The organism is Pseudomonas sp. Z18(2022) (genome assembly GCF_036346535.1).
Lineage (GTDB): Bacteria > Pseudomonadota > Gammaproteobacteria > Pseudomonadales > Pseudomonadaceae > Aquipseudomonas > Aquipseudomonas yamanorum_A.
This window is the reverse complement of the sequence record NZ_JAOTOA010000006.1, coordinates 1-12876: the sequence shown is the minus strand read 5'-3', so window position 1 is coordinate 12876 and position 12876 is coordinate 1. Positions and strand designations below refer to the sequence as shown.

General features: G+C 59.9%; 9 protein-coding genes and 1 pseudogene. 8 read left to right on the top strand and 2 right to left on the bottom strand.

Features of this window, described 5'->3' with window-relative positions:
• Positions 1–102 precede the first annotated feature (102 nt).
• Positions 103–1797 (bottom strand): TerD family protein, encoded by a 1695-nt coding sequence (locus V3W39_RS15065; RefSeq protein ID WP_330212887.1) that lies wholly within the window; start codon positions 1795–1797, stop codon positions 103–105.
• A gap of 650 nt (positions 1798–2447) precedes the next feature.
• Here V3W39_RS15065 and V3W39_RS15060 point away from each other — a divergent pair.
• The 3 genes and pseudogenes from V3W39_RS15060 to V3W39_RS15050 all read left to right on the top strand — a co-directional run.
• Positions 2448–2585, top strand: a pseudogene (locus V3W39_RS15060) (GMP synthase (glutamine-hydrolyzing)); the annotation flags it as partial.
• Between the two features lie 135 nt (positions 2586–2720).
• Positions 2721–2966: a helix-turn-helix domain-containing protein gene (locus V3W39_RS15055; protein ID WP_330212965.1), complete on the top strand. Its 246-nt coding sequence runs from the start codon at positions 2721–2723 to the stop codon at positions 2964–2966.
• Positions 2959–4191 (top strand): type II toxin-antitoxin system HipA family toxin, encoded by a 1233-nt coding sequence (locus tag V3W39_RS15050; RefSeq protein WP_330212886.1) that lies wholly within the window; start codon positions 2959–2961, stop codon positions 4189–4191. Before V3W39_RS15055 ends, V3W39_RS15050 begins: the two co-directional genes overlap by 8 nt.
• Before the next feature lie 57 nt (positions 4192–4248).
• Here V3W39_RS15050 and treR read toward each other — a convergent pair whose 3' ends face one another.
• Positions 4249–4953 (bottom strand): trehalose operon repressor, encoded by a 705-nt coding sequence (gene treR, locus V3W39_RS15045; protein ID WP_330212885.1) that lies wholly within the window; start codon positions 4951–4953, stop codon positions 4249–4251.
• Between the two features lie 318 nt (positions 4954–5271).
• Between treR and treP the strand changes: the two genes are divergently transcribed.
• From treP to V3W39_RS15015, 5 genes are all read left to right on the top strand, one after another.
• On the top strand, positions 5272–6714 hold the full coding sequence (gene treP, locus V3W39_RS15035) for a PTS system trehalose-specific EIIBC component (protein WP_177047024.1): 1443 nt from the start codon (positions 5272–5274) through the stop codon (positions 6712–6714).
• 119 nt (positions 6715–6833) lie between these two features.
• Entirely contained in the window at positions 6834–8480 is a 1647-nt protein-coding gene (treC, locus tag V3W39_RS15030; RefSeq protein WP_330212884.1) for an alpha,alpha-phosphotrehalase, read from the top strand.
• A 202-nt stretch (positions 8481–8682) separates the two neighbouring features.
• Positions 8683–9903 carry a maltoporin gene (locus tag V3W39_RS15025; RefSeq protein WP_330212883.1) on the top strand — a complete coding sequence of 407 codons (1221 nt, stop codon included), beginning with the start codon at positions 8683–8685 and terminating at the stop codon, positions 9901–9903.
• A gap of 129 nt (positions 9904–10032) precedes the next feature.
• Complete coding sequence (gene ptsP / locus V3W39_RS15020) at positions 10033–12564, top strand: phosphoenolpyruvate--protein phosphotransferase (RefSeq protein WP_330212882.1); 2532 nt, start codon at positions 10033–10035, stop codon at positions 12562–12564.
• A gap of 1 nt (position 12565) precedes the next feature.
• Positions 12566–12862: a PTS transporter subunit EIIB gene (locus V3W39_RS15015; protein ID WP_177075507.1), complete on the top strand. Its 297-nt coding sequence runs from the start codon at positions 12566–12568 to the stop codon at positions 12860–12862.
• Positions 12863–12876 lie beyond the last annotated feature (14 nt).

The following is a 12876-nucleotide window of genomic DNA, read 5'->3' as shown; positions in this document are numbered from 1 at the left end:
GCCAATGCCAGTCAGTTATGCTGACTGGCATTTTTGTTTTTGGGTACAACGCTCTGAAGCCAGACTGTCGCTTGCAATGAGCGGCAAAGGCTGGCGCAGGTATTAGAGAAACTGTGATCGAATTAAATCCGTATCGAACGGTGTTACCCCTTGATCAGGAGCAAACACCGCCTCTGCCTGCTGCGGTGTGGCTACTCGTTCTCCCCGTGCTCGAACATGTAAATCGAACAGGGTCTCCAAGTCCGGCCTTGGTGTATGTACCAAGGCTCGCAGCATCAGCGATACGCCACTGAGGTTGGTCTGGACGTTGTTCCAGCGCGGAGATGACGTCAGCCCCAGATCAGCCCAAATCATGCATCGTTCCTGCAAGTCCATCACGAATGGCAGACAGATTCCTGTGTCGGATGCGATATCGATACGGTCGAATACGGAACGCGGCTCGAATACTTCACCCGACGCCGCGTCGGCGCGGGCCATCCAGCCAGCGAAGCATTCTGGAAGATCGCAGTACGGCTGTTCGGTGAATGAGTTGATAGACGTGACGACATAGCGGATACCCTTCTCGACGAGGACATTGAGGTCAAGGTCGATGAACTCCGAAGCTCCTTCGGGCGCGTCGACGATGTCGCCACTGTGGTAGCCGCCGAAGCCCTTCAAGTTGTAGTACGCGACCGTTTGTTTGAATACGAAGTTGGCGTCGAAAAATGCTGCGGACAAGTCGATATCAGTGCGTTCACGGCCGTTCTTCCACCACAGGAACAGGCGAATGAAACGTGTGTCAGGCATAGGTAACCGACTGCCCCGCACCAGCGTGCGTAGCGATTTCGATGAGGCACGCTGCGCCAACGGCACCTTGTATTCGCGTAATGCTGGGTCGACGAAGCAGCGACCGAGTGGTGGTAGCGACGAAAAACGCGTTACGAGAGCGCCCTCGCAGATTCTGGCCGCACGAGCCAACACGTCGGGGGCAATAGGTTCGCGTCGATCCTTGATGCCATAGATTTTGGCAAATGCACCTTTAGGTGTGAAGGCTCGCAGGGGGAGGGGGCGCGGCGCACGTACCTGGGCCAGCAACTGCAGCAGGACAGGTGAGGACACCTGCGTCGCAACCGTTTCGAACGCGTCGAGAACCGACTCTGGTTCCGTCGAGCGCCTCAGGGTCGCGTCCAGCCGTCGTGCGAGCTCACCAGGACGGCTCTGTAGTATGGGCATAAGCGTGGAGATGTGACGCTGGGCAAGCAATGTTTCGACACGTGATCCGAATGAGTCTGGTGCTTCGTTGCGACGTGCAGCCGTTATGGCGGCTAGTGCTCGTGGGTACTTATCGGCGTAGTCGCCCGGATGCAGTACTTCGGGCAGGCGCTTCCATCGCTCAGCATGTCGCATCACGTCTTCTGCAGCGTTAGGTATTTGGTCGAGATGGCGCAAAAGCAGACGGCGCATTGAGCGCTTCATCGCTTTGAAACGTGTCGAAGCTGTCGTCAGTGACACGTCTCCTCCACTCAGCGCGACCGCGAGTCGTAGTACATCAGTCGCCGTTTCGACGTTTCGTTCCAAGAATTCGTCTACCCGTGCATCACCGGCGACATGCAGGATAAGTGCGCCGCCAACCTGTGCACGGATCTCCCGGAACGGAACGGTCTCTGGTAGCAGACGGAACACATCGCTTTTGTACTTTCGGATAAACCAGACGACATCGGCAGTTTCCTCTTCGGAGAGCGAGGTGCGCGATGAAACCAGCGGCTCAAGCAGTGACTCGAATTCAGAGACGCTTCCCGGTTCGATAACGCGGGACATGAAATTGCCTTCAAGCATCGCAGGTCGATGGTGTTCAGTCGGGGGTAAACGCCAACGCGTGAGGTAGTGTATGACGGCGTTAAGGTACAACTCCGCCTCTGAGGCCGCCAGAACCTGCTCTGGAAAGTCTGGATAAAATGGCCTGTGGTGTACATGAGCGCCATTTTTCCGCCGAAGGACTCCGACAATTTCGCTCAACCAGTGCTTTAGCTCTGTGGCTGACAACATGCCGATTTGCTCAATCAGAGGCTCTGATAGTACGCATCGGAACGCCGCGACTTCCCGGACAGCCGACGCGACCTGAGCGCGAGTGGCTCCGCCAGTGCCCATCGGGACGTGAACTTTGCTACGGCGACGCAGGAACAGCTCCTGATTCATGCTTGATTTTCTCCCTTGGCCGCCGTCGTGGACGAGCTGCAGCATTGTTCTGCAACTGATGTAAAAACGCCTGCAAGAAGCAGGCGCGGTGTGGAGAGCGGAGCCCCTAGGTCATCAGAGGTTAGAAGGAAGGTGTTCCATAGCCACGAAGGCATTCTACGAAAGGTTTTATCTGTTTGTCAGGTAGCTGCGTATCTCAACGGTAACAAGCTGCTTCGCCAGAATAATAGGGGCGGTTAAGCGACCATACGAGTGGCGGTACGATTGGGTAAGTGTGCCTTCAAGGTCGGTGGAGTTCCCACAAGGTCAGTCAGGCGTTTGTGGCGTTCCAGTCGGTAAAATCGGTTGGCGTGCTGGGGGATTGCCGTCGCTACGCGTGGGGCATGGCCCTGCTTGCGGTGGAAACCATTTCCGGGATGCGAATGTTCAAGCGAAAGCTGCACCTGGTCGTTTACCCGAATAAAGGACTATTCAATAGGAATTGCATCGTATACGGTTCATATATTCATATTTATCTATTTTTGCATTATATAGGATGCAATTTGATGGGCGAGTTAGGAATACTGATCAAGAGTCTCCGCAAGGCTGCTGGTCTTTCACAAAGCCAGCTCGCGCAACGGCATGGCATGAGTCGCGCAACCATTTCGGGGATTGAGAACAACACCGTCCCTGAAATCGGTATTCGCAAGGTGGCTGCGATCCTTGAGGGGTTGGGATACGAACTGACCGCCATCCCCATGCGTCGGCGTAAAACCCTCGATGAACTGAAATCAGGAAACGTCCATGACTAGTCAACGTGATCGGCTGTACATCGGCGCAGGTGGCGTACCTGCCGGAACGCTGGGGCGGCGTGAAGAAAATCGGCGTGATTCGGTCTTCTCCTATCACGAGGGAGTCGCCGACGAGAACGCTGTTTCCCTGACCATGCCGGTGCGCCTGGAAAGCTACAACTGGGAGTATGGGATTCACCCGCTGTTCGAGATGCATATCCCCGAGGGGCATCTCAAGGACGAACTGGTGCGACGTTTCAGCAAGTCAGTGCGCGGCTTTGACGACTTCGCCTTGCTGGGCATTGTGGGGCCGCACCAACTGGGTCGCATCAGCGTTGCCCATGAAGCCGCAGATGGGGCGTTGCCTCAGGTCAAGCTTGCCGAGCTGTTGGTTTATGACGGGGCGCAAGATCTATTCAATGACCTTCTGAGCACCTACGCGGCCTACTCGGGGGTATCGGGCGTTCAACCGAAGGTGCTGGTGCGCGACGTTGACGATGGGGCCGCCGACATTGAGCGTCTCACCCATCGGGGCGCCACGCACCTGGTGAAGGCGTTCAACGAGACAGAGTTTCCGCAACTGGCGGCCAATGAGTTCTTCTGCATGCGGGCCGCGTTGCATTGCGGTCTTGAGGTGCCTGAATTCCAGCTCAGCCATCAAGGGAAGCTCCTGGTGGTGAAGCGGTTCGACATCGGTGAAAGCGCCTACCTCGGGTTTGAGGACATGTGCGTTCTATCGGGTTGGGGAACCGCGAAGAAGTACGACGGCAGTTACCAGGGATGCGCAAAGCTGATTCGGTCTTTTGTCACGCCAAGCCGTATAACCAGAACGCTGGAAGACTTCTTCATGATGGTGGCGCTGTCCGCCGGTATCCAGAACGGTGACGGGCACTTGAAGAACTTCGGCCTGCTTTATGAAAACTGTGCCGAGGATGCTGACGTTTGGCTCGCCCCTGCTTACGACCTGGTGACCACCACCGTGTACAACGGCAACGACATCATGGGACTGTTGCTCGGCGGTTCGAAAGCCTGGCCAAAGCGCAAGATGCTGGTTCAGTTCGGGCGTAGTTCCTGTGGTTTGACAGAGGCCCGCTGCAACGATTTGCTCGCCAGGGTGCGTGATGGAATGAGCCTCGCCATGGAAGAGCTTTCCGAGTATCGAAGCACCCATCCAGCGTTCGACACAGTGGGGGAAAAGATGACCGCTGCCTGGGCGGCAGGGTTGGCGAGGAGTATTGCTGTGTAATAAGAAGCCCGGTTTTTTTTGCCGGGCGCTGGGTGACTCGCTAGCGGCTTTCTTCGCTCACCGCCGCGCAATATCCGAAAAGTAAAACTTATCCAGCGTATGCCGCGACTCGGTGTACTCGAACTGCCGCCCATCCTGCAAAAACGTCTGGTTGCTCACCACGATCACATGGCTTTGCCCATCCAGGTCGAGGTGCAGTTGATCATCCTTGCCTCGCGGCAACGCCTCGATGGTGCGCTGGGCATAGCTGATCTGCAGCTGCAGCGTCTGCTCGATAAACGCATAGATCGACTGCTCGGCAATCGAGCGATCAAGCCCCGGAATCAGGTCGGCGACGAAGTGGTTGATGTCGAGGATCACCCGCTTGCCGTCGATGCGCCGCACCCGTTTCACCCGGGTGATCAGGCTGCCGGCTTCGGCCTCGATGTGTTGCAGCAGCGGGCCTTCCAGTGGGAACTGGCTGAACTCCACCACTTCGGTGCTGACGTCGTCCCCCAGTGCGGCATGGGTTTCGCGAAAGCTGACAATCCCGCCCAGCTGGAATTCGATGGGGTTGGGTGAGAGCACGAAGGTGCCCTTGCCATGAATCTTTTGCGCGAAGCCGCGCTCCTGCAATTGCTCGATTGCCCGGCGCACCGTGCCACGGCTGGCCTGGTAGGCGTCCATCAGTTCGGTTTCGGAGGGCAGGCGCGTGCCGCGTTGCAGGCGTTCGGTGGTGATGCTGGCAAGCAGATCGGTATAGATCTGGTTGTATTTGCTCATGGAGGAGGGCTCTGTGCCGCGATTGCATTCAAGGCACGAACCTTAGTGGCAGAGGTAAGGTTTGTCCATTCGACCCTTGGATATTCGTGCCTTCTGTAGGAGCGAGCTTGCTCGCGAAGGTCGTTAACGATGATGCGGAAAACCTGATGCCCGGCAGTGCCCTCACGGTCTTCGCGAGCAAGCTTGCTCCTACAGGGAGCAAACAATTTGCAACTCGTACAGACGAGTTGTTGCTTTAACTCGTACAGACGAGTACTTTTGCCCTCGGCGTGCTGCCAATGACCGCCCCCAATAAAAAAAACCAAGTGGATACCAAGCATGAGCCACGACTATCCGAATATTGCCCGCGAGATTCTCGAGAACCTCGGTGGCAGCGACAACCTTGAGCAAGCTGCCCACTGTGTGACCCGCCTGCGCCTGGCCCTCAAGGACCCGAGCCTGGCCAACAGCGGCGCGTTGAATCAGGTCGATCTGGTCAAGGGCTCGTTCTTCACCGGCGGCCTGTTCCAGATCGTGATCGGCCCCGGCGAAGTGGAAAAGGTCTACGCCGCCCTGCGTGAGCAAACGGGCCTCGCCGCGTCGACCATCGCGGACGTGAAGCAAAAAAGCGCCGACAAAATCAACCCCATGCAGCGCCTGGTGCGGGTGTTCTCCGACGTGTTCATGCCGATCCTGCCGGCGCTGATCATTGCCGGCTTGCTCATGGGGGTGAACAACCTGATGGGTGCCAAGGGCATGTTCATCGAGGGCAAGACCCTGCTCGACGCCTATCCGAACCTGGATGGGTTGTGGAGCCTGATCAACCTGATGGCCAACACCTCGTTCGTGTTCCTGCCGGCATTGGTGGGCTGGTCGGCCGCCAAACGTTTTGGCGGCAGTGAGATCCTCGGCATCGTCCTCGGCCTGATGCTGGTGCACCCCGATTTGCTCAACGCCTGGAACTACGGCAAGGCCGTCGCCGGCCTCGATGGCCAGAGCCTGCCGTACTTCGATATTTTCGGCTGGTTCAAGATCGAGAAGGTCGGCTACCAGGGCCAGATCCTGCCGATCCTGCTGGCGGCCTACGTGATGAGCGTGATTGAAAAATGGCTGCGGGCACGGGTGCCGAATGCCATTCAATTGCTGGTGGTGCCGATCACCACCATCGTCGTCACCGGTGTGCTGGCGCTGGCGATCATCGGCCCGGTGACTCGTCACCTCGGCATCCTGATCACCGAAGGCGTGGTCACCCTGTTTGACCTGGCCCCCATGGTCGGCGGCGCGATTTTCGGCCTGCTGTACGCACCGCTGGTGATCACCGGCATGCACCACATGTTCCTCGCGGTGGACCTGCAACTGATCTCCACCCAGGGCGGCACCTTTATCTGGCCGATGATCGTCATGTCCAACCTGGCCCAGGGCAGTGCGGCGCTCGGAGTGTTCTACATGAGCCGCAATGCGCGGGATAAAAGCATGGCCTCGACTTCGGCGATTTCCGCTTACTTCGGCATCACCGAACCGGCGATGTTCGGGGTCAACCTGCGCTTCAAGTTTCCGTTCTATGCGGCCCTGACCGGCTCGGCCCTGGGCAGCATTTTCCTGTCGCTGAACAAGGTCCAGGCCTCGGCCATCGGTGTCGGTGGCTTGCCCGGGTTCATCTCGATCATCCCGCAGTACATCCCAAGCTTTGTCATCGGCATGGTGATCGCGATTGTCGTGCCGTTTGTTTTGACCTGTGCACTGAGCATGAAGATCGTTCGGCCTGGATACCGGGTCGCCTGATCTATCGCCATCGCAGGCAAGCCAGCTCCCACAGTTGAAATGCGTTCCCCTGTAGGAGCCGGGCTTGCCCGCGATGGGGCCCTCAAGGCCAACACACACCTTATTTGAAGGAACCCACCATGCAAGACTGGCAACACTCGGTGATCTACCAGATCTACCCCAAAAGCTTCCACAGCCACGCGGGTAACGCCACCGGTGACCTGCTGGGCATCGTGGACAAGCTCGACTACCTGAAGTGGCTGGGCGTCGACTGCCTGTGGATCACCCCGTTCCTGCGTTCGCCCCAGCGCGACAACGGCTACGACATCAGCGACTACTACGCCATCGACCCCAGCTACGGGACCATGGCCGATTGCGACCTGCTGATCAGCGAAGCGGCCAAGCGCGGCATCACGCTGATGCTCGACATCGTGGTCAACCACACGTCCATCGAGCACGAGTGGTTCCAGCAGGCCCGCAGCAGCCTCGACAACCCGTACCGCGACTTCTACATCTGGCGCGACCAGCCGAACAACTGGGAATCCAAGTTCGGCGGTTCGGCCTGGGAATACGAGGCGCAAACCGGCCAGTACTTTCTGCACCTGTTCGACCACACCCAGGCTGACCTGAATTGGGACAACCCCAAGGTGCGCGCCGAAGTGTTCAAGCTGATGTGCTTCTGGCGCGACAAGGGCGTGGGCGGTTTCCGCCTGGACGTGATCAACCTGATCTCCAAGCCGGCGGATTTCCCCGAAGACAACACCGACGGTCGGCGCTTCTACACCGACGGCCCGAACGTGCATGAGTACCTGCAGGAAATGCACCGCGAAGTGTTCGAGGGGCATGACCTGATCAACGTCGGCGAGATGTCGTCCACCAGCCTTGAGCACTGCATTCGCTATTCGAATCCGGCGTCGAAAGAGCTGTCGATGACCTTCAACTTTCATCACCTGAAAGTCGATTACCCGAACCTGCAAAAGTGGGTCGCGGCCGACTTCGACTTCCTGCAGCTCAAGCAGATTCTGTCGGACTGGCAACTCGGCATGCAGGCCGGTGGCGGTTGGAATGCATTGTTCTGGTGTAACCACGACCAGCCGCGGGTGGTCTCGCGTTTTGGGGATGACGGCGAGCACCGCGTGGTCTCGGCGAAGATGCTCGCCACCGCGTTGCACTTCCTCCAGGGCACGCCGTTTGTGTACCAGGGCGAAGAGCTGGGCATGACCAATCCGGGCTTCGACACGATCGACCAGTACCGTGACGTCGAGACCCTGAACATCTATCGGCTCAAACGCGAGGCCGGTGAATCCGAGGCGTCGAGCATGGCCGCGATCATGCAGAAGTCCCGCGACAACGGCCGCACGCCGATGCAATGGAATGCCGATAAAAACGCCGGCTTCAGCAGCGGTGAACCGTGGATCGGCATCCCGGCCAACGCGGCGCAGATCAATGTGCAAAGCCAGCTGGATGACCCGCAATCGGTGCTGCATCACTACCGCGCCCTGATCGAATTGCGTCGGCACGAGCCGCTGATCCAGGAAGGTGTTTATCGCCAACTGCTGCCACAGCACACCCAGGTGTGGGCGTACCTGCGGGAAGGGCAGGGCGAGCGGCTGCTGGTGCTGAACAACTTTTACGGCACGCCATGCGACATCGAATTGCCCGATGGCCTGCTGACGGCGGCCAGCGCGCAACGCCTGCTGATCAGCAACTACCACGACTGCCCACAGCGTTCGAGCCAGGTCTCGCTGCGCCCGTATGAATCGTTTGTGCTGCACCTCAAGGACTGAGACCCGGAACTGCCGTAGCAGCTGTCGAGCACCAGCGAGGCTGCGTCAGGCGCGACTCGATGCCTGCGCCTGACGTGATTGAGGCGCTGCAGCCAACGCAGCCTCGCTGGTGCTCGACAGCTGCTACGGGATACGACGAGTTAAACCCTGCGTGGGAGCGCAGGGCGCTTTGAAAAACATAATAAAAATATCGGAGTGCTTCATGAAAACAACAATAAAGCTGGGCCTCGTTGCATCCTGCCTGACCTTGCCGATGGCCGCCCAGGCCTTGGAATTCGCCGGCTATTTGCGCAGCGGCGCGGGCACTTCAACCGGCAGCGGCAAGCAGCAGTGCTTCCAGTTGCCGGGGGCACAATCGAAGTACCGCCTGGGCAACGAATGCGAGCAGTACGCCGAACTCGAATTGCGCCAGGACCTGCTGACCCTCGACGACGGTTCGGTATTCAGCGTCGATGCCATGGCCTCGCTGTACAACAAGTACGACCGAGCGCTGAAGTTCCAGGGCGAAGACAACGGCTCGGCGCGCATGCCGCAGATGTATGCGCAGTGGTCGAACCTGCCCAGCCTCAACGGCGGTTCGCTGTGGGCCGGCCGGCGTTACTACAAACGAAACGACATCCATATCTCCGACTTCTACTACTGGAACCAGAGCGCCACGGGCGGCGGTATCGAGGACGTGAAAATCGGCGATCTGAAATACAGCTACGCGCTTTCCCGCAAGGACAACCTGTACCAGAAGGAATACGCCACCCGTCACGACTTCAACGTGGCCGGCTTCAAGACCAACCCCGGTGGCGAGGTGGAGCTGGGCTTGAGCTACATCGAAAAAGCCGGTGGCCGCGACACCAACAGCGGCTGGGCCATTACCGTCCAGCACGTGCAGAAACCCTTCCTCGGCGGGCGCAACAAGTTCGCGTTGCAGTACGGTGAAGGCCCCGGCACCGGCCTCGGCTACACCGGCGATACGTTCCTCGACAAAAGCAGCAAGAGCTACCGCGCGGTGGAGTTCTTCGACTGGCAAGTGACCCCGCGTTTTGGCGGGCAGATCGAGGCCGTGTACCAGAAAGACATTCGCCCGGGCAGCCAGGATCAGACCTGGATGTCGGTGGGTGTACGCCCGGCCTATGCGATCTCCGAACAGTTCAAACTGGTCACCGAACTCGGTCATGATCAGGTCGAGGCCACCGGTGGCACGCGCAAGCTGAGCAAATTTACCTTCGCCCCGACATGGTCGCCCAAAGGCCCGGATTTCTGGGCGCGGCCGGAGGTGCGCTTGTATTACACCTACGCGACCTGGAACGAAGCGGCCAAGCGTGCGGCCAATGAACTGGCGGCAGGTTCGGCGTTGTCCGACACCGGCAGCTACGGCAGTGCGTTGCATGGTTCCAACTTTGGTGTGCAAGTCGAATATTGGTGGAAATAACACAATCCCTGCAGGAGCCCGGCTTGCCGGCGATGGCGTCCCTGAAATCATCGCACTATCGACCGACCTCATCGCCGGCAAGCCGGTTCCTACAGGTGTTTTTTACAGAACAAAACAGCAGGTGAAGTCATGACCACAACCCATTCCCTGGAATTGCTGGCGCCATTGTCCGGGGTGCTGCTCGCTCTGGACCAGGTGCCTGACCCGGTGTTCTCCAGTCGCCTGATCGGCGATGGCCTGTGCATCGATCCGACCTCGCAGACCCTCTGTGCGCCGCTGGCCGGGGTGATCAGCAATATCCAGGACAGTGGTCATGCGGTGAGCGTCACCGACGACAATGGCGTCCAGGTGCTGCTGCACATCGGCCTGGACACCGTGAATCTTGCGGGCAAGGGCTTCACCCGGTTGGTGGAGGAAGGCCAGCGGGTGGACGCCGGGCAACCGCTGATTGAATTCGATGCCGACTACGTGGCGCTCAACGCCCGCAGTTTGCTGACCCTGATGCTGGTGGTCAGTGGCGAGCCCTTCAAGCTCTTGACCCCGGAGCAGGGCCTGGTGGACGTGGGGCAACCGCTGTTGCGAGTAACGCCTGAGGCGAGCGCGGCAGAGGTCGAGGAAGAGCAGGGCGACGCCCTGTTCTCCAAGCCGCTGACGTTGCCCAATGCCAACGGCCTGCATGCCCGCCCGGCGGCGGTGTTTGCCCAGGCAGCCAAGGGTTTCAACGCGAGCATTTACCTGCACAAGCAAACCCAGAGCGCCAATGCCAAGTCCCTGGTGGCGATCATGGCGTTGCAGACGGAGCAGGGCGATACCTTGCAGGTGAGTGCGGCGGGCGACGATGCCGATGCGGCGATCACGGCCCTGGTTGCCTTGCTGGCAGACGGTTGCGGGGAGACGGTGGCGGCGCAGGTCGAAGGCGTAGAGCCGGTGTTGCCTGAGTCATCGGCGACCTTGCTGCGGGGTGTGTGTGCTTCGCCGGGTTCGGCGTTTGGCCAGGTGGTTCAGGTGGCCGAGCCTGATCTGAATATCACTGAGGCCGGTGCCGGTGAAGCGGTCGAGCGCGCCGCGCTGGAACGTGGCCTGCGCGAAGCGACCGAGGCACTGCAAGCTTTGCAGGCCAAGGCGGTTGGCAGTGCCCAGGCGGAAATTTTCCGCGCTCATCAAGAGCTGCTGGAAGACCCGACGCTGCTGGAACAGGCCCATGAATCACTGGCCCAAGGCAAGAGCGCGGCGTTTGCCTGGAACAGTGCGACAGTCGCCACCGCCACGCTGTTCCAGGGCTTGGGCAACGCCTTGCTCGCCGAGCGTGCGGCGGACCTGGCCGACGTCGGCCAACGGGTGCTGAAGCTGATCCTTGGGATCAAGGACAGCGCCTGGGACTTGCCGGAGCAGGCGATCCTGATTGCCGAACAACTCACGCCTTCGCAAACCGCCAGCCTCGATACACGCAAGGTATTGGGCTTCGTCACCGTGGGCGGCGGGGCTACCAGCCACGTTGCGATCCTCGCCCGTGCCCTGGGCCTGCCGGCGATCTGCGGCGTGCCGGTGCAGGTGCTGGAATTGGTGAACGGCAAACAAGTGCTGCTGGATGCCGACAAGGGCGAGCTGCACCTGGAGCCGAACCTGGACGAGATCGAGCAACTGCAAGCCACCCGCCAACAGCAAGTGCTGCGCCGCCAGCGCGAAGTGGAGCAGGCGTCATTGCCCGCCACTACCCGCGACGGTCATCACGTCGAGGTGACGGCTAACGTCGCGTCCCTGCAAGAGGTGGAGCAAGCGTTGTCACTGGGCGGCGAAGGCGTCGGTTTGCTGCGCTCCGAATTCCTCTACCTGGATCGCAACCGCGCACCGAGCCCTGAAGAACAGGCGGGCACCTACAGCGCGATTGCCCGTGCGTTGGGCCCCGAGCGCAATCTCGTGGTGCGCACCCTGGACGTCGGCGGCGACAAGCCGTTGGCCTATGTGCCGATGGACCCGGAGACCAATCCGTTCCTTGGCCTGCGTGGAATTCGCCTGTGCCTGGAACGTCCGGAACTGCTGCGTGAACAATTCCGCGCGATTCTCGCCAGTGCCGGTTTCGCCCGTCTGCATATCATGTTGCCGATGGTCAGCCTGCTCTCCGAGCTGCGCCTCGCGCGGCAGATTCTTGAAGAGGAAGCGCTGGCCCTGGGGCTGACGGAACTGCCGAAACTGGGAATCATGATCGAAGTCCCGTCGGCGGCGCTGATGGCGGATGTGTTTGCGCCGGAGGTGGATTTTTTCTCCATCGGCACCAACGACCTGACCCAATACACCCTGGCCATGGACCGTGATCACCCGCGCCTCGCCAGCCAGGCCGACAGCTTCCACCCGGCGGTACTGCGCCTGATCGCCACCACCGTCAAGGCGGCCCATGCCCATGGCAAGTGGGTGGGTGTGTGCGGCGCGTTGGCGTCTGAAGCGCTGGCGGTGCCGGTGCTGATCGGGTTGGGGGTGGATGAGTTGTCGGTCAGCGTGCCGTTGATCCCGACTATCAAGGCCACCGTGCGCGAGCTGGACCTGGCGGACTGCCAATCCATCGCCCGCCAGGTGCTGGGCCTGGAAGAAGCGTCGCAGGTGCGCGAGGCGTTGCGCCTGTATCACGCGGCTACCGTTGAAACCTCATTGGTTGTGGAGAACTGACATGTTCGAAAAATTTCAGCGGGCGTTCTGGAAGGCCCTGACGCCGGATTTGATTCTTGAGACGCCGCAGGCGGCTCCGGTGAGCGAATCACTATTGGCACCGGCGGTGTTGGATGCGCTGGGCGGCGCGCAAAACCTCAAGTCGCAGCAGCGGGTGGCACTGACTCGGGTGCGGGTGCAGTTGAAGGATGCGGGGCGGCTGGATGCGCAGGCGTTGAAGGCGGCGGGTGTGCCGGGGGTGATGGTGTTGGCGGGCGGGGTGGTGCACCTGATCACCGCTCTGAACACAGCTCTATAAATCAATGAAGATCA